Raw genomic sequence first — 16,323 nt, 5'->3', positions numbered from 1 at the left:
TCAGCGCTGCCAGAAGGTGGGGGTGAGCAGCACCAGCAGGGTGAAGATCTCGAGCCGGCCGAGCAGCATGGCAAAGCAGAGGATCCACTTGGCCGGGTCGTAGATGTCGGCGAAGTGCGGGCCGACCATGGCCAGCCCTGGACCGAGGTTGTTGATACAGGCGGCGACCGCCGAGAAGGAGGTCAGCAGGTCGAGTCCGGTGGCCGCCAGCATCAGATACATCAGCACGAAGCAGGCGACATAGAGCGAGAAGAAGCCCCATACGGCATCGACCACCCGGTGATCGATGCTCTTGCCGCCGATGCGCACCGGGATCTGCGCGTTGGGGTGGATCAGGCGACCGATCTCGCGCACGCCCTGCTTGATCAGCAGCAGGAAGCGGATGACCTTGATGCCGCCGCCGGTGGAGCCGGCGCAGCCGCCGACGAAGCTGGTGAACAGCAGCAGGATCTGCAGGAAGGGCGGCCAGAAATAGAACTCGGCGGTGGCGAAGCCGGTGGTGGTCCCGATCGAGACGGCCTGGAACAACCCCTTGGTGAAGGCGTCGTCCCAGGTGATGAAGGTGTCGGTGCGATAGAGCGCGACCGTGGCGATGGCGGTCACCGTCACCATGATCAGCAGATAGAAGCGCCACTCGCTGTCGTGGAGATAGACCCCGAGGCTGTGGCGGTGTACCGCCACGAAGTGCAGCGCGAAGTTCATCCCCGCCAGCAGCATGAACACCACCGCGATCATCTCGATCAGGGTGCTGTCGAAGTGACCCATGCTGAGGTCATGGGTCGAGAAGCCGCCGATGGCCACGGTCGAGAAGGCGTGACCGATGGCATCGAACAGGGTCATGCCCGCGCCCCAGTAGGCCAGTGCGCAGGCCACCGTCATCCACAGATAGATGTACCACAGCGCCTTGGCCGTCTCGGTGATGCGCGGGGTGAGCTTGGAGTCCTTCATCGGTCCCGGCATCTCGGCGCGATAGAGCTGCATGCCGCCGATGCCGAGCATCGGCAGCACCGCGACGGCGAGCACGATGATCCCCATACCGCCGAGCCACTGCAGCTGCTGGCGATAGAAGAGGATCGACTTGGGCAGGTCGTCGAGTCCGACGATCACGGTTGCGCCGGTGGTGGTCAGCCCCGAGATCGACTCGAACACCGCATCGGTCGGCGACAGTACCGGGTCGGGGGCGAGCAGGAAGGGCAGGGCACCGGCCAGCCCCAGGGTGGTCCAGAACAGCACCACCACCAGGAAGCCGTCGCGTAGCCGCAGCACCGCCTGATACCGCATCACCGGGAGGAAGATCAGCAGTCCGGCGCTGAGCAGGATGGCGAAGGCGACCAGGAAGGGCCAGGCCTCACCGTCGGCATAGATCAGCTCCACGACCACCGGTGGCAGCATGGCGAAGCTGAACACCGCCAGCAGCAGGCCCAGCACCTTCTGTACCGCAGCGAACTTCATCATGGCGCTAGAGGAAGGTGACGCCGACCTGGAACAGACGCTCGACCTCGGGGATGCGGCGCTTGTCCTGGAGGAAGAGGATGACGTGGTCCTCGGACTGGATCCGGGTGTCGTGGTGGGCGATCAGCACCTGGTCGCCGCGCACCAGTGCGCCGATGCTCGCCCCCTTGGGCAGACGGATTTCGGCGATGGAGCGTCCGATCACCTTGCTCGAGGTCTCGTCGCCGTGGGCGATGGCCTCGATCGCCTCGGCCGCCCCGCGGCGCAGCGAGTGCACCATCACCACGTCGCCGCGGCGCACGTGCTTGAGCAGGCTGCCGATGGTCGCCTGCTGCGGCGAGATGGCGACATCGATCGCTCCCGACTGCACCAGGTCGACATAGGAGGGGCGGTTGATCAGCGCCATCACCTTGCGCGCGCCGAGGCGCTTGGCGAGCATCGCCGAGAGGATGTTGGCCTCGTCGTCGTCGGTCACCGCGCAGAACACGTCGGTGCTCTCGATGTTCTCCTCGAGCAGCAGGTCCTGGTCGGCGGCGTCGCCGTGGAGCACGATGGTCTTCTCCAGGTCCTCGGCGATGTGCTTGCAGCGCTTCAGGTCACGCTCGATGATCTTCACCCGGAAGCTGCGCTCGAGCGCGCCGGCCAGCCGCGTGCCGATGTTGCCGCCGCCGGCGATGATCATCCGTCGGTAGGTCTTGTCGAGCCGGCGCAGCTCGCCCATCACCGCGCGGATGTGTTCGGGGGCGGCGACGAAGAAGACCTCGTCGTCGACCTCGATGACGGTGTCGCCCTCGGGCTGGATGGCGCGGTCCTGGCGATAGATCGCCGCCACCCGCGCCTCGATGTTGGGCATGCGCTGGTGCAGGGTGCGCAGCTCCTGACCGACCAGCGGGCCGCCGTAATAGGCCTTGACCGCCACCAGACGGATGCGCCCGCCGGCGAAGTCGAGCACCTGCAGGGTGCCGGGGTTCTCGATCAGACGGATGATGTAGTCGGTGACCAGCGCCTCGGGGCTGATCGCGACATCGATCGGCAGCGCGTCGGTGCCGAACAGTCGCGGCTGGTCGAGGAAGCTCTGGGCGCGCACCCGGGCGATCTTGGTCGGGGTGTGGAACAGGGTGTAGGCGACCTGACAGGCGACCATGTTGGTCTCGTCGCTGTTGGTCACCGCGATGATCATGTCGGCGTCCTCGGCGCCGGCGCGTGCGAGCACGTCGGGGTGGGCGCCGTGACCGTAGACGGTGCGCAGGTCGAAGCGGTCCTGCAGCTCGCGCAGCAGCGCCGGGTTGTGATCGACCACGGTGATGTCGTTGGCCTCGCTGACCAGATTCGCCGCCACCGAGGTGCCGACCTGGCCGGCGCCGAGGATGATGATCTTCATGCCGCGCTCGGCCCTCGGTCGGGCGCCAGCGGCCAGCTGCCAGCTGCCAGCCACCAGCGGTCAGTCGCCAGTGGCCAGCCTCCAGTCGCCAGCTTCCAGCGGTCTGTCGGTCCCGGGCGCCGTGGCGCGCGCGCCGCCGCCCCGTGGCTGGTGGCCGCGCGCTGGTGGCTGGCAGCTGGTGGCTGGTCGCTGGCAGCTGGCCGCTCGATCCTCATCGTCGCTCCTTGATCTCGATGCCGAGCGAGCGCAGCTTGCGATAGAGATGGGTGCGCTCCATCCCCGCCTCCTTGGCCATCTTGCTGACGTTGCCGCCGTGCTTCTCGAGCTGGTAGTCGAGATAGGCCTTCTCGAACTGCTCGCGCGCCTGACGCAGCGGCTGGTCGAAGGAGACCAGCCCCTCGAGCGCCTGGGCCTGCACCGGTGGCGGCGCGCCGAGCGCGCTCTCGACCTCCTTCTGGCTGATCTCGTCGCCGGCGCCGAGGATCAGCACCCGCTGCACCAGATTCTTCAGCTCGCGCACGTTGCCCGGCCAGGTGTAGTTGCGCAGGAAGTTCTGCGCGCCGACGCTGAAGCGCCGATAGGGCAGTTTCTCGTGGGTGGCGAAGTAGTCGAGATAGAAGTTGAGCAGGTCGGGGACGTCCTCGGCGTGCTCGCGCAGCGGCGGGACGTGCAGCGGCACCACGTTGAGATGATAGAAGAGGTCCTCGCGGAAGCGCCCGGCCTGGACCTCTTCCTCGAGGTTGCGCTGGGTGACGGCGATGATGCGCACGTCGATGCGCACCGGTTCGCTGCCGCCGATGCGCAGGAAGGAGCCGCTGTCGAGCGCGCCGAGGAGCTTGGCCTGGGCGTCGAGCTCCATGTCGGCGACCTCGTCGAGCAACAGGGTGCCGCCGGCGGCCTTCTCCAGGCTGCCGTAATGGATGTGCTCGCCCTCCTCGGTGCCGAACAGCTCGCGTGCGGCGTTGCCGCCGGCCAGGGTGGAGACGCTGAGGTCGACGAAGGGGCGCTCGCGTCGCGCGCTCTGCGAGTGCAGATAGCGGGCGAAGGTCTCGCGACCGCTGCCGGCGTCGCCGGTGATCAGCACCCAGGTGTCGTGCTGGGCGATGCGCTTGACCTGTTCGCGCAGCCGCAGCATCGCCGCGCTGCGCCCGACCGGCTCGTGGACCAGCGGGGTGCGGCGCTTGAGCCCGATGTTCTCCTGATGGAGCTTGTCGGCCTCGAGTGCGCGCTCGACGGTGAGCAGCAGCTTGGCCATCGACAGCGGCTTCTCGAGGAAGTCGTAGGCGCCGAGCCGGGTGGCCTCGACGGCGGTCTCGACGGTGCCGTGCCCGGACATCATGATCACCGGGCAGGGCAGGCTGTCCTCCTCGGCCCACTCCTTGAGCAGGGTGATGCCGTCGAGGTCGGGCATCCAGATGTCGAGCAGGATCAGGTCGGGGCGACGGTCGCGCAGCGCATGCCGGGCCGCCTCGCCATTCTCGGCGCCGGCCACGGTGTAGCCCTCGTCCTCGAGAATGTCCTGGACCAGGCCGCGGATGTCGGGCTCGTCGTCCACGACCAAGATATGGGTTGCACTCATGTCTCTGTGTGTGTTCCTCGCGCTTGAGCGTCCCGGCCGGGGGGCTGCCAGACGGGCAGTCGGATCTCGATCCGAGCGCCGGAACCGGTGTTTTCGACGACGATGATACCGCCGTGTTCCTCGATTATCCTCTTGACGATCGCCAGCCCCAGTCCGGTGCCCTTGGCCTTGGTGGTGACATAGGGCTCGAACAGTCGCTCCATCAGGTGAGGCTCGAAGCCTGGACCGTTGTCGCTGATCTCGAGCCAGACGCCATGCTGCTCGCCCGTCTCGCGCACCCCGGTGGCGACGCGGATGCGGCCATCGGGGTTGCCTTCGAGCGCCTCCTGGGCGTTCTTGATCAGGTTGTGCAGTACCTGGCGCAGGCGCAGCGCATCACCGTTGATCTGGTGCTCGTCGGCGCCGAGCGCGACCTGCAGTGCTCCGGCCCCGGCGCTGCGATAGAGGTCCAGCACCTCGCGCACCAGACGGTCGAACACCAGCGGCTCGGGGCGCAGCTGCGGCGAGCGGGCGTAGTCCGAGAAGTCGTTGACCATCGCCTTCATCGCCTCGACCTGCTGGATGATGGTGTGGGTGGCGCGGTCGATGACCCGGGCGTCGGCCTCCTCGGCCTTGCGCAGCAGCTTGTGGCGCAGCCGCTCGGCGGAGAGCTGGATCGGGGTCAGCGGGTTCTTGATCTCGTGCGCCAGACGCCGCGCCACCTCGCCCCAGGCCGCCTCGCGCTGGGCGGTGATCAGCGAGGTGATGTCGTCGAACACCACCACGTGCCCGGGGGCCTCGTCGTCGCCGCCGGGCAGTGGGCTGCCGCGACACATCAACGTCTGGCTGCCCTCCTGGCGCTGCAGCTGTACCTCGGCGCGCCAGGCCTGGCCGCTCGCGACCTGTTGGCGCACGGTCTCGGTCCAGGGGCTGAGCCAGGGATGGTATGCGGCGATCTGGTCGAGATCCACCGCCGAGGCCTCGGCGATCTCGAGGTCGAGGATCGCGCGTGCGGCCGGGTTGGCGGTGCGCAGGCGGTGCTCGGCATCGAGCGCCGCGACCCCGGAGGAGAGCCGACCGAGCACCGTCTCGAGATAGTTGCGCTGGGTCTCGACGGCCTGCTGGCTGCGCTCGGCCGCGTCGCGGGCGCGGGCGATGCGCCGCGACATGGCGTTGAACGAGGCGACCAGGAAGGCCAGCTCGTCGTCGTGACGTGGCAGCGGGATCTGCTGGCCGTAGTCGCCCTCGGCGATGGCGCGGCTGGCGCGGGCGATGTCGGCCACCGGGGCGACCAGTCGCCGCGCGGTGTGGAAGGCGACGATCAACGCCGCCATCAGGCTGAACAGCAGCACCAGCGAGAGCGTCAGCGAGAAGCTCAACTTGAGCGAGTTGCGCAGATAGGCCAGCTCGGTATAGCGGTTGTAGGCCGCCTCGAGCTGATCGGAGAGCTCACCGATACGCGCCGAGGTGGGGAAGATCGCCTGCATCTGCATCGGTCGCCCGAGCGGGTCGTTGACCAGCACCCGCACCACCAGATCGGCGCCCGGCACCGAGTCGAGTCCGACGTAGTTGTTGCCCGCGCGCACGCTCTGCTGGATCTCGCGCTCGGCGTGGTTGGGCACCAGCTTGGTCGGGTCCTCGCTGGCGTTGGCCAGCACCTGGCCGTTGCCGCCGTAGACGGTCAGCTCGATCGCCCCGGCCTGGCGGCGCAGGCTGTCGAGGCTCAGCGCGATCGCCGTCGAGGAGCGATCCTCGATGCTCACCAGCAGCTGTTCGGTGTATTTGCTCAGTACCCGCTGGTTGAGGTCGAGCGAGGCCTGGTTGAGCACCAGGGCGTCTTCCATCGCCTGGCCGATCTCGACGTCGAACCAGCTGTCGATGCCGCGCAGCAGGAAGCCCAGGGAGAAGTAGTAGACGGTGCCCACCGGCAGCAGCGAGAGCACCGCGAACAGCGCCACGATCCGTGCCGTCAGACGCGACCCGGCGGCCTGCTGGCGATAGCGCCGGACCAGGCGGACGACGTTGAAGCCGACCAGCAGCGCCAGCATCCCGAGCCCGGCGAGCACCACGAAGAGCAGCGGTACGAAGGCCCGGCTGAGCGCCTCGGAGTTGGCCACCGAGTCGCGCATCAGCACCAGCACCACGAACAGCGCGGCGATCAGGATCGCCACCGGCAGGGTGCCGAGCCCGAGTCCGCGCAGTCGACTCACGGTTGCAGTGGCCATTTGGTCCACCCGCTCGAGAGTTTCCAGGCCGGTTTGAGGTAGGCCATCGGGCGCAGCGGCAGCGGTAACGCCTCGATCTCCAGGGTGGTGCGCAGCTGCACCTCGTAGTCGCTGTCGGGAGCGAGTCGCGCGGCGCCGAGCAGCCGCAGGTCGATGAGTTCGCCGAGCGCGCGCAGCGCCGCCTCGCGCGAGACGAAGCTGCGCCCCTCGGTGTCGGGCAGGGTGTAGACCTGATAGCGCTCGGAGAGCGGCTTGTAGCGGATGACGCGGCGCAGCTGGAGGTCGGCGAGGCTGTCCTCCCACAGCCAGGCGCCGCTGCGGCGGACCTGGATGTGGATCAACACCGTCAGCGGTACGCCGTTGTCGAGCGCCTCGAGCGCCTCGGCGCTGAAGCCGTAGTCGATCTCGGCGCTGAGACGGTAGCCGCGGTCGTCGTCGAGTCGGGTGTCGAGACGCTGTACCCGGAAGTCATCGCCGGCGATCGCCAGCGAGACCCAGGCGAGCAGGAGACCGAGGACCAGAGCCGTCGATGGGGTACGCAGGCGCCGTGCCCTCATGAGGCCGGTTTCTCGAGCAGGGCGTAATAGAAGCCGTCACTGCCGCCGCTGCTGGGCAGCAGCTGTCGACCATGGGGGCGGGCGACGCCGGGGGCGCCGGGCAGCGGACACTCGCGGACCTCGGGGTGACGCTCGAGGAAGGCGGCGATCTGGCGATGGTTCTCGTCGCCGAGCAGCGAGCAGGTGGCGTAGAGCAGCCGGCCGCCGGGGGCGAGCAGCGGCCAGATCGCCTCGAGGATGGCGCGCTGCTGGTCGCAGAGCGCGGCGATGTCCTCGGCGCGCCGCAGCCACTTGATGTCGGGATGGCGGCGGATCACCCCGGTGGCCGAGCAGGGTACGTCGAGCAGGATGCGCTCGAAGCCGGTCGCGGCCCAGTCGCCCTCGGGGCGGGCGGCGTCGGCCTCGACCAGGGTCGCGCGCAGTCCGAGTCGGTCGAGCAGCGTGGCGACCGACTGCAGCCGCTCGCCGTCGACGTCGAGCGCGGTCAGCGTCAGTTCGCCGCCGGCGCGCTCGAGGATCGCTGCGCTCTTGCCCCCGGGCGCGGCGCAGGCGTCGAGCACCCGCATCCCGGGCGCGGCCTCGAGCAGCTCGGCGGCGAGCTGGGCGCCGGCGTCCTGTACCGACACCCGCCCCTCGGCGAAGCCCGGCAGACGTTCGGTCGGGCGCGCGTGGGCGAGGGTCAGGCCGTGTGGACAGCCGGCGACGGGTGCGGCATCGACCCCTTCGGCGGCGAGTTCGGCGAGATAGTCGGCGCGGGTGCCGCGCAGCGGGTTGACCCGCAGGGTCATCGGCGCGCGGGTGTCGCTGGCGGTGATGATTTGCTCCCAGTCGTCGGGCCAATCGCGGCGCAGCTGCTCGCGTAGCCACTCGGGCACCGGCCAGCGCACCCGGGGGTCGTGCTCGATCGCCGCGAGCAGGCTCTCGCGTTCGCGCAGGAAGCGGCGCAGCAGGGCGTTGACCAGCCCGGCCTTGCCCGGTCGCGAGAGTTGGCGGGTGGCCTCGACCGTGGCCGCGACCGCGGCGTGCGGCGGGGTCTTCATCGCGGTGAGCTGATAGAGCCCGATCAGGATCAGCGCCTGGAGCTCGGCCTCGCGCTTGGGCAGCGGACGATGCAGCAGCTGCCCGGCGAGTGCCTCGAGCCGTGGCAGGGTGCGCAGTGCGCCATAGGTCATCTCCTGGACCAGGGCGCGATCGGCGGCCTGGTCCGGCAGTCGCAGCCGTTGCAGCACCCGGGTGAGCGACTGACCGCGATCACGGACCTGGTGCAGCGCGCGCGCTGCGGTGGCGCGCGCGGCGGCGCCGCTGCCGTCGGGACGGGGGGCGGAGCGGGGATCAGCCAAGCAGGACACCCTCGAGATTGCGGGCGTTGATGAAGGCGGCGGCCTCCATCGGGCGCTTGCCGGAGGGCTGGAGCCGGGTGATGCAGAGCAGCCCCTCGCCGGTGGCGACACGGATGCCGTGCTTGTCGGCGCCGACGACGCGACCGGGTTCGGCGGTGGTGGCCTCATCCAGCGCGCGGGCGCCCCAGACCCTGAGCTGCTCGTCATCGAGCCGGGTATGGGCGACCGGCCAGGGATCGAAGGCGCGGACCTGACGCTCGATCGCCACGGCCGGGGCGCTCCAGTCGATCAGCGCCTCGTCCTTGGTGAGCTTGTGGGCATAGGTCGCGGCGGCATCCTCCTGGGTCTCCGCCGGGCGGCTGCCGTCGGCGATCCCGGGCAGGGCCTCGACCAGGGCGCGCGCGCCGAGTTCGGCGAGCCGGTCGTGGAGGCTGCCGCCGGTCTCGTCGGCGGCGAGCGTGGTCTCGAGCCGATGGTAGACCGGGCCGGTGTCGAGTCCGGCTTCCATCTGCATGATGCAGACCCCACTGGTGGGGTCGCCGGCGAGCACCGCGCGCTGGATCGGCGCTGCGCCGCGCCAGCGCGGCAGCAGCGAGGCGTGGACATTGACGCAGCCCAGGCGCGGCGCATCGAGCACCGCTTGGGGCAGCAGCAGGCCGTAGGCGACCACCACCATCAGGTCGGCCTCGAGCGCGGCCAGCTCGGCGACCGCCGCCGGGTCGCGCTTGAGGCTCTGGGGCTGATGGACGGGGATCGCGTGTTCGAGCGCGAGCTGTTTGACCGGGCTGGCCTGGAGCTTGCGCCCGCGTCCGGCGGGGCGATCGGGCTGGGTGTAGACGCCGACCACCTGGTGGCCCGCGGCGATCAGCGCGGCGAGGCTCGGACAGGCGAAGTCGGGCGTTCCGGCGAAGATGATTCGCAGTGCACGCATGGGAGAATCGGTCTGGGTCTGGGTTGATGTCGAGGCGACGGCTGGGGACGTCGGCATCAGATCGCGGTCCGGTGCGCCGTCTCGGCGGCACCGTGGTGGCGCTTGCTGACCTTCTCGAGCTTGCGGCGGATGCGCTGGCGCTTGAGCGTGGAGATATGATCGACGAACAGCTTGCCGTCGAGATGGTCGAGTTCGTGCTGGATGCACACCGCCAGCAGGCCCTCGGCCGCGAGGGTGAAGGGTTTGCCGTCGCGGTCGAGCGCCTTGATCCGGACCCGCTCTGCACGGATGACCGGTTCGTAGAACCCGGGCACCGACAGGCAGCCTTCCTCCATCTGCTCCTCACCCTCGCGCTCGAGGATCTCCGGGTTGATCAGACACAGCGGCTGGTCATGATCCTCGGAGATGTCGATCACCACGATGCGCTTGTGAACATTGACCTGGGTGGCGGCGAGTCCGATTCCCGGAGCGGCGTACATGGTCTCGAGCATGTCGTCGATCAGCCGACGCACGGCATCGTCGACCTGGTCGACCGGTTTTGCTGCCTTGCGCAGCCGGGGATCGGGGAAGGTGAGGATTTCGAGCATGGCCATGGTTCGTTGAGTGTCAGGTCCGCGAGTGGAAGAGGGCGCCTGGACTGCGCTACTATCGGAATCAATACTATACCCCGTATTGGGGGCGGGTGAATCCCGTTTCGACCGTCACGGAGGGTCCATGCGCGCTCCCCGCTCGCTTCGTGTGCTGGCACCGCTGTTGCTCGTGCTCCTTGTCCCCGCGCCGACACGCGCCGAGGTGACGCTTGCCCCCGATGCCCCCGCCCGCTACGTGGTGCGCTCGGGCGACACCCTGTGGGACATCGCCGGGCGCTTCCTCCGCGACCCCTGGCGCTGGCATGCGCTGTGGCGCGCCAACCCCGGGATCACCAACCCCGATCTGATCTACCCCGGCGACCTGCTCGAACTCGTCGAGGTCAACGGCGCGGCGCAGTTGCAGCTGACCCGCGGGGGCGGTGACCGGACCCTCGGCTATCAGGACGGGATGCGCGTGGTCAAGCGCTCGCCCCAGGCCCGCGTGACCTCGCTCGAGGATGCCGTGCCGGTGATCCCGATCGCCTCGATCGCCCCCTTCCTCACCCAGCCGCTGGTGGCCGACTCCGATCAGGTCGAGCGCGCGCCCTACGTGGTCGGCTTCCCCGACGAGCACCTCGTCGTCGGCACCTTCGACTCGATCTATGTGCGCCGGCTCGCCCAGACCGACTCCTCGCGCTACCAGGTGGTGCGCCCGGGCAAGGCGCTGCGCGACCCCGACTCCAATGAGCTGCTCGGCTACGAGGTCGAGTTCGTCGCCACCGCCGCGCTCGAGCGCCCGGGCGACCCGGCCAAGCTGCGTATCGCCCGCGCCGAGCGGGAGGTCGCGATCGGCGACCGGGTGATCCCGGCCGAGCAGGAGCGCTCGCTCGAGAACTTCTATCCCGAGCCAGGCCCCGCCGGGGTCCGTGGGCGCATCCTCTCGGTGCTCAAGGGGGTGTCGCAGATCGGTCAGTTCGATGTCGTGATCCTGAACAAGGGGGAGCGTGACGGTATCGAGGCAGGCCATGTGTTCGAGGTCTTCATCGGCGGCGAGACGGCGCCGGATCAGGTGCGTCGGGGCGGCTTCGACTGGAACTGGCGCGACGACTCCCCGCTCGACAGCGATTTCTGGTTCGGTGACTTCTCCTTCGAGGGGTGGCGCGCCGATCCGCCCGGAGAGGACGGCATGCCGCTGCACGCCGACATGCGTCGTGACCGCGACACCTATCTCCGACCCTATGAACGGGCGGGCGTGTTGATGGTGTTCCGCGTCTTCGATCGGGTTAGCTTTGCGCTGGTGCTCGAGGCCTACCGCGCCATGGCGGTCGGCGACCGGGTCGCCCCGCCGCCGGCCTGAGCGAGGTGGCGTTGAGGCACGAGGCGCTCGAGCCCTGGCTGGCCCTGGTCAATGCCCCCGGGATCGGTCCGCGGACTGCCGCCCAGTTGCTCGAGCGCTACGGCGATGCGGAGGCGATCCTCGCCCAGCCCGCGCGCCAGCTCACCGCCGCCGGGCTGCGCCCGGAGACGGTCGCGGCACTCGCCAGTCCGGCGCGCGAGCCGATCGAGCGGGTGCTGCACTGGGTCGAGCAGCCGGGGGCCTGGGTGCTCACCCGCAACGATCCGCGCTATCCGCGGCGTCTCGCCCAGCTCGACGACGCCCCGCCGCTGCTCTACGTACGCGGCGATCCGACACTGCTCGCCGAACCCCAGGTCGCCGTCGTCGGCAGCCGCAACCCGACCCCGGGCGGCGCCGAACTCACCCATGCCTTCGCGCGCGAGCTGGCCGGTTACGGGTTGGTGGTGACCAGCGGGCTGGCCAGCGGGGTCGATGCCGCCGCCCATCTCGGTGCGCTCGAGCGCGGGCGCACCATCGCGGTGCTCGGCACCGGGCCGGACCGGGTCTATCCGGCCGCGCATCGCGAGCTGGCCCACCGCATCGCCGCCAACGGCGCCCTGGTCAGCGAGTTCCCGCCCGGGGTCGAGCCGCTGGCGCGCAACTTCCCCAGGCGCAATCGTCTGATCAGCGGTCTGTCGCTGGGCGTGCTGGTCACCGAAGCGGCGCTCAAGAGCGGTTCGCTGATCACCGCGCGACTCGCCCTCGAGCAGGGGCGCGAGGTGTTCGCGGTGCCGGGCTCGGTGCGCAACCCGCTGGCGCGCGGCTGTCACGCGCTGATCCGCGATGGCGCGCGGCTGGTCGAGGAGGCCCAGGAGGTGCTCGTCGAACTCGCGCCCCAGCTGCGTGCGCTGATCGATCCGGTGCCCGCCGGGGCGCAGCCGGGACCGGCCACCCCGAACGGGCTGGATGACACCGCCACGCGGGTGCTCGAGGCGATGGGTGAGGATCCGGTCGCCCCGGACGAGCTGAGCGCCCGCACCGGATTGCCGGCACAGCAGATCCTCTCGACCTTGTTGGTCCTGGAACTGGACGCTCATGTATCATCGCTGCCGGGTGGTCGCTATTGTCGTCGCGGCGTCGCCGAGCGCGGTGACGCGCCGCCGTCCGTATAAGCGACGCGTCGCGAGGCCAGTGACGACCCCCAGGGCGCATCCAGGCGCCGCTTCCCGCCAGTCGCCCGGCTGGCGCCGCCCACGAGGTTGGCTGATGTTCGAAAACATGGTCGATGTTCTGATCTATCTCTACGAGAATTATATGGACGGTGGGGAGCGCGCCCCCATCGACTCGCACGTGCTCGAGGATGAACTTTCCGAGGCAGGCTTCAACAGCGACGAGATCGAGCAGGCGCTGCGCTGGCTCGACGAGTTGGCCGACGAGGTCGAGGCCCCGCAGTATGCTCCGCAGGACCTGGGCCACGCGGCCGGTTCGCTCCGTGTCTATGCCGAGCAGGAGTGTGTCAAGCTCAGTGCCGAGGCGCGCGGCTTCCTGCTGGCGCTGGAGCAGAACGGGATCCTCGACCCGCTCGGCCGGGAGCTGGTGATCGACCGTCTCTTGGCGACCCATCTGCCGCAGGTGACGGCCGATGAGGTCAAGTGGGTGGTGCTGCTGGTGTTGCTGAACCGACCCGGTCAGGAGGACGCCTTCAGTCAGATGGAGGAGATGGTCTACGATGGGGGGCAGGCCTACCTACACTGAGGATCAGCGCACCGGATCGGACCCGGTGCCGATCGCCGCGTGCGCTCTGGCCCCCTTGTGGGGACTCCGAGCGCACCGCTAAACTGCCCGCATTCCGCGCCGGACCTGGCCCCTGCGTCGGAGGCTCTCCGCGCCGCCCGTGTCCGTCTGCGCCGTCCCGTCGTGCTCCTGCGCGGCAGTGGCGGTGTCACCTCCACCACCTTGACCCGATGACCTGTATCCCGGCAGGCTTCAGTCACACCCACATGGCCGACCAAGACCACAGATGAATCTCGTTATCGTCGAATCACCTGCGAAGGCAAAGACCATCAAGAAATACCTCGGCCCGGACTTCGACGTGGTCGCCTCCTACGGCCATGTCCGCGATCTGGTGCCCAAGGAGGGGGCGGTCGATCCCGAGCATGGCTTCGCGATGAAGTACCAGGTGATCGAGCGCAACGAGAAACACGTCCAGACCATCGCCAAGAAGCTCAAGGGGGCCGATGCGCTGTATCTGGCCACCGACCCCGATCGCGAGGGCGAGGCGATCTCCTGGCATCTCTTCGAGCTGCTCAAGGGGCGCCGCCAGCTCGGCGAGCGGGCGGTGCACCGCGTGGTGTTCAACGAGATCACCAAGCGCGCGGTGCAGGAGGCGGTGGCCAATCCGCGCGAACTCTCGCTCGACATGGTCAACGCGCAGCAGGCACGGCGTGCGCTCGACTATCTGGTCGGCTTCAATCTGTCCCCCTTGCTGTGGAAGAAGATCCGTCGTGGTCTCTCGGCGGGGCGGGTGCAGAGCCCGGCGCTGCGGCTGATCTGCGAGCGCGAGTCCGAGATCGAGCGCTTCGAGCGCCAGGAGTACTGGAGCATCGAGGCCGATCTCGACAGGGACGCCAAGCGTTTCGTCGCCAAGCTGATCCAGCTCGATGGGGTCAAGCTCGAACAGTTCTCGATCACCGACGGCGAGCGTGCCGAGACGGTACGCCAGCAGCTCGAGCAGGCCGCCGCCGGCACCCTGGTGGTCGAGTCGGTCAAGCGCAAGCAGCGCAAGCGTCATCCGGCCCCGCCCTTCACCACCTCGACGTTGCAGCAGGAGGCCGCGCGCAAGCTCGGCTTCACCGCCCAGCGCACCATGCGCGTGGCTCAGCAGCTTTACGAGGGTGTCGATGTCGGCGCCGGCGCCGTCGGTCTGATCACCTACATGCGCACCGACTCGGTCAACCTCGCTCAGGAGGCGCTCGAGGAGATCCGCCAGTGCGTCGCCGATCGCTACGGCGCCGATCACCTGCCGCCGCAGCCGCGCTTCTTCAAGACCAAGTCGAAGAACGCCCAGGAGGCCCACGAGGCGGTGCGCCCGACCTCGGTGCTGCGCGACCCGGCCTCGCTCAAGCCCTATCTCAACCAGGAGCAGCAGCGCCTCTATGAGCTGATCTGGAAACGCACCCTGGCCTGCCAGATGGCCCATGCGCTGATCAACCAGGTGGCGGTCGATCTCAGCGCCGGTGATGGCAACCTGTTCCGCGCCACCGGCTCGATGGTCGCCGAGCCGGGCTTCATGCGGGTCTATCTCGAGGGGCGCGACGATGCCAAGGGCGGGGACGACGACGAGGAGCGGATGCTCCCGGAGATGAACGAGGGCGATCACGTGACCCTGCTCGGGATCCGCCCTGAACAGCATTTCACCGAGCCGCCGCCGCGCTACACCGAGGCCTCGCTGGTCAAGGCGCTGGAGGAGTTCGGCATCGGTCGCCCCTCGACCTATGCCACCATCATCTCCACGCTGCAGGATCGCGAGTACGTGGTGCTCGACAAGAAGCGCTTCCTGCCGACCGACGTCGGTCGGGTGGTCAACCGCTTCCTCACCGAGTACTTCACCTCCTATGTCGACTACGACTTCACCGCCCGGCTCGAGGACGACCTCGATGCCATCTCGCGCGGCGAGGTCGACTGGATCCCGCTGCTCGAGCGCTTCTGGCAGCCCTTCAAGGAGCAGGTCGACCACACCCAGGCCAACGTCAAGCGCAGCGACGTCACCCAGGAGCGTATCGACGAGGTCTGCCCCAAGTGCGGCGGTCAGCTCTCGATCCGGCTCGGTCGCAACGGTCGCTTCATCGGCTGCACCAACTATCCCGACTGCGACTATACCCGCGACCTCAACCCCGATCAGGGCGAGGCCGAGGCCCCCGAAGTGGTCGAGGGGCGCAGCTGTCCCGAGTGCGGCTCACCGCTGGAGATCAAGCGCGGGCGCTATGGCAAGTTCATCGGCTGCAGCGCCTACCCCAAGTGCCGTCATATCGAGCCGCTGGAGAAACCCGAGGACACCGGCGTGCCCTGTCCCAAGTGCGGCAAGGGCACCCTGCAGAAGAAGAAGTCGCGCCGTGGCAAGATCTTCTACTCCTGCTCGACCTATCCCAAGTGCGACTATGCGGTCTGGGACCAGCCGCTCGATGAGCCCTGTCCGCGCTGTGGCTGGCCGGTGCTCACCCTCAAGGTGACCAAGACCAAGGGCGCCTCCAAGGTCTGTCCGCAGAAGGAGTGCGGCTATCGTGCCCCGGTCGAGCAGCCCGGCGGCGAGGACGAGGGCGGGTGAGCACGGTGCTCGGCCCCGCCCAGCGTCATCGGGTGCGACTCGCCGCCGCCTGGCTGCGCGCCGGCGCGGTGGTGGGCTATCCCACCGAGGCCGTCTACGGGCTCGGCTGCGATCCGCGCGATGCCGTCGCGGTCTCACGCATCCTCGAGATCAAGCAGCGCGATCCGGCCAAGGGACTGATCCTGATCGCCGCCGACTACGCCCAGCTCGCCCCCTATGTCGAGGTCGAGTCGCTCGATACCGCGCGCATGGCCGAGGTCTGGGCGAGCTGGCCCGGACCCAACACCTGGTTGCTGCCGGCGCGCCCGAGCACCCCCGACTGGCTCACCGGTCGCTTCTCCACCCTGGCGGTGCGGGTCACTGCCCATCCGCTGGCCGCGGCGCTGTGCCGTGCCTATGGCGGTGCCATCGTCTCGACCAGCGCCAACCGTGCCGACCGTCCGCCGGCCACAACCGCGCGGGCGTTGCGTCTGGCGCTCGCCGGCGACGCTCCCGACTACCTCCTCTATGGCGCCTGCTGCGGCGCCGACCGCCCATCGACCATTCGCGACGCCGCCAGCGGTCGTATCCTGCGCGGCTGATCGGGCGCCGGGGCTTGTTGTTCGGCGCTCACGCCGATATCTCACCGAAATGGTCGGAAAAATCCGGGT

13 protein-coding genes are annotated in these 16,323 nt (G+C 69.0%); 5 read left to right on the top strand and 8 right to left on the bottom strand.

Features of this window, described 5'->3' with window-relative positions; all coding sequences use genetic code 11:
- The 8 genes from EBL84_RS05295 to def form a co-directional block, all read right to left on the bottom strand.
- Nucleotides 1-1,452, bottom strand: a complete 1,452-nt coding sequence (locus EBL84_RS05295; protein ID WP_123139904.1) for a TrkH family potassium uptake protein — start codon at nucleotides 1,450-1,452, stop codon at nucleotides 1-3.
- Nucleotides 1,453-1,459: 7 nt separating this feature from the next.
- The gene (gene trkA, locus EBL84_RS05290) at nucleotides 1,460-2,833 is read right to left on the bottom strand and encodes a Trk system potassium transporter TrkA (RefSeq protein WP_123139860.1); all 1,374 of its coding nucleotides are present in this window, start codon (nucleotides 2,831-2,833) and stop codon (nucleotides 1,460-1,462) included.
- A gap of 211 nt (nucleotides 2,834-3,044) precedes the next feature.
- The gene (locus EBL84_RS05285) at nucleotides 3,045-4,412 is read right to left on the bottom strand and encodes a sigma-54 dependent transcriptional regulator (protein ID WP_062273965.1); all 1,368 of its coding nucleotides are present in this window, start codon (nucleotides 4,410-4,412) and stop codon (nucleotides 3,045-3,047) included.
- Nucleotides 4,409-6,616 carry an ATP-binding protein gene (locus EBL84_RS05280; protein WP_123139859.1) on the bottom strand — a complete coding sequence of 736 codons (2,208 nt, stop codon included), beginning with the start codon at nucleotides 6,614-6,616 and terminating at the stop codon, nucleotides 4,409-4,411. The genes EBL84_RS05285 and EBL84_RS05280 overlap by 4 nt, the downstream gene beginning before the upstream one ends.
- On the bottom strand, nucleotides 6,598-7,173 hold the full coding sequence (locus tag EBL84_RS05275; RefSeq protein ID WP_062273961.1) for a DUF4390 domain-containing protein: 576 nt from the start codon (nucleotides 7,171-7,173) through the stop codon (nucleotides 6,598-6,600). Before EBL84_RS05275 ends, EBL84_RS05280 begins: the two co-directional genes overlap by 19 nt.
- The gene (rsmB, locus tag EBL84_RS05270) at nucleotides 7,170-8,513 is read right to left on the bottom strand and encodes a 16S rRNA (cytosine(967)-C(5))-methyltransferase RsmB (protein WP_123139858.1); all 1,344 of its coding nucleotides are present in this window, start codon (nucleotides 8,511-8,513) and stop codon (nucleotides 7,170-7,172) included. Before rsmB ends, EBL84_RS05275 begins: the two co-directional genes overlap by 4 nt.
- Complete coding sequence (gene fmt / locus EBL84_RS05265) at nucleotides 8,506-9,444, bottom strand: methionyl-tRNA formyltransferase (protein WP_123139857.1); 939 nt, start codon at nucleotides 9,442-9,444, stop codon at nucleotides 8,506-8,508. Before fmt ends, rsmB begins: the two co-directional genes overlap by 8 nt.
- Before the next feature lie 56 nt (nucleotides 9,445-9,500).
- A complete protein-coding gene (gene def / locus EBL84_RS05260; protein ID WP_123139856.1) occupies nucleotides 9,501-10,037 on the bottom strand; it encodes a peptide deformylase in 537 nt (178 codons plus the stop codon).
- A 121-nt stretch (nucleotides 10,038-10,158) separates the two neighbouring features.
- Between def and EBL84_RS05255 the strand changes: the two genes are divergently transcribed.
- The 5 genes from EBL84_RS05255 to EBL84_RS05235 all read left to right on the top strand — a co-directional run bounded on the left by EBL84_RS05255 (nucleotide 10,159) and on the right by EBL84_RS05235 (nucleotide 16,254).
- Nucleotides 10,159-11,370, top strand: coding sequence for a LysM peptidoglycan-binding domain-containing protein (locus EBL84_RS05255; RefSeq protein WP_123139855.1), 1,212 nt, complete (start codon nucleotides 10,159-10,161; stop codon nucleotides 11,368-11,370).
- An 11-nt stretch (nucleotides 11,371-11,381) separates the two neighbouring features.
- Nucleotides 11,382-12,521, top strand: a complete 1,140-nt coding sequence (dprA, locus tag EBL84_RS05250) for a DNA-processing protein DprA (RefSeq protein ID WP_123139854.1) — start codon at nucleotides 11,382-11,384, stop codon at nucleotides 12,519-12,521.
- Nucleotides 12,522-12,615: 94 nt separating this feature from the next.
- The gene (locus EBL84_RS05245) at nucleotides 12,616-13,104 is read left to right on the top strand and encodes a DUF494 domain-containing protein (RefSeq protein ID WP_062273949.1); all 489 of its coding nucleotides are present in this window, start codon (nucleotides 12,616-12,618) and stop codon (nucleotides 13,102-13,104) included.
- A 265-nt stretch (nucleotides 13,105-13,369) separates the two neighbouring features.
- Nucleotides 13,370-15,673: a type I DNA topoisomerase gene (gene topA / locus EBL84_RS05240; protein WP_123139853.1), complete on the top strand. Its 2,304-nt coding sequence runs from the start codon at nucleotides 13,370-13,372 to the stop codon at nucleotides 15,671-15,673.
- The gene (locus EBL84_RS05235) at nucleotides 15,670-16,254 is read left to right on the top strand and encodes an L-threonylcarbamoyladenylate synthase (protein WP_123139852.1); all 585 of its coding nucleotides are present in this window, start codon (nucleotides 15,670-15,672) and stop codon (nucleotides 16,252-16,254) included. The genes topA and EBL84_RS05235 overlap by 4 nt, the downstream gene beginning before the upstream one ends.
- Nucleotides 16,255-16,323: the final 69 nt, after the last annotated feature.

It is taken from the genome of Marichromatium sp. AB31 (genome assembly GCF_003718685.1).
Taxonomy (GTDB): domain Bacteria; phylum Pseudomonadota; class Gammaproteobacteria; order Chromatiales; family Chromatiaceae; genus Marichromatium; species Marichromatium gracile.
This window is presented reverse-complemented; position numbering and strand designations above follow the sequence as displayed.

Bases quoted from the DNA above. Each gene is read 5' to 3' on its own strand.
- EBL84_RS05295 (WP_123139904.1), bottom strand. From the start codon at position 1,452: ATGAAGTTCGCTGCGGTACAGAAGGTGCTGGGCCTGCTGCTGGCGGTG.
- topA (WP_123139853.1), top strand. From the start codon at position 13,370: ATGAATCTCGTTATCGTCGAATCACCTGCGAAGGCAAAGACCATCAAG.
- EBL84_RS05280 (WP_123139859.1), bottom strand. From the start codon at position 6,616: ATGGCCACTGCAACCGTGAGTCGACTGCGCGGACTCGGGCTCGGCACC.
- EBL84_RS05245 (WP_062273949.1), top strand. From the start codon at position 12,616: ATGTTCGAAAACATGGTCGATGTTCTGATCTATCTCTACGAGAATTAT.
- def (WP_123139856.1), bottom strand. From the start codon at position 10,037: ATGGCCATGCTCGAAATCCTCACCTTCCCCGATCCCCGGCTGCGCAAG.
- EBL84_RS05285 (WP_062273965.1), bottom strand. From the start codon at position 4,412: ATGAGTGCAACCCATATCTTGGTCGTGGACGACGAGCCCGACATCCGC.
- trkA (WP_123139860.1), bottom strand. From the start codon at position 2,833: ATGAAGATCATCATCCTCGGCGCCGGCCAGGTCGGCACCTCGGTGGCG.
- EBL84_RS05275 (WP_062273961.1), bottom strand. From the start codon at position 7,173: ATGAGGGCACGGCGCCTGCGTACCCCATCGACGGCTCTGGTCCTCGGT.
- EBL84_RS05255 (WP_123139855.1), top strand. From the start codon at position 10,159: ATGCGCGCTCCCCGCTCGCTTCGTGTGCTGGCACCGCTGTTGCTCGTG.
- fmt (WP_123139857.1), bottom strand. From the start codon at position 9,444: ATGCGTGCACTGCGAATCATCTTCGCCGGAACGCCCGACTTCGCCTGT.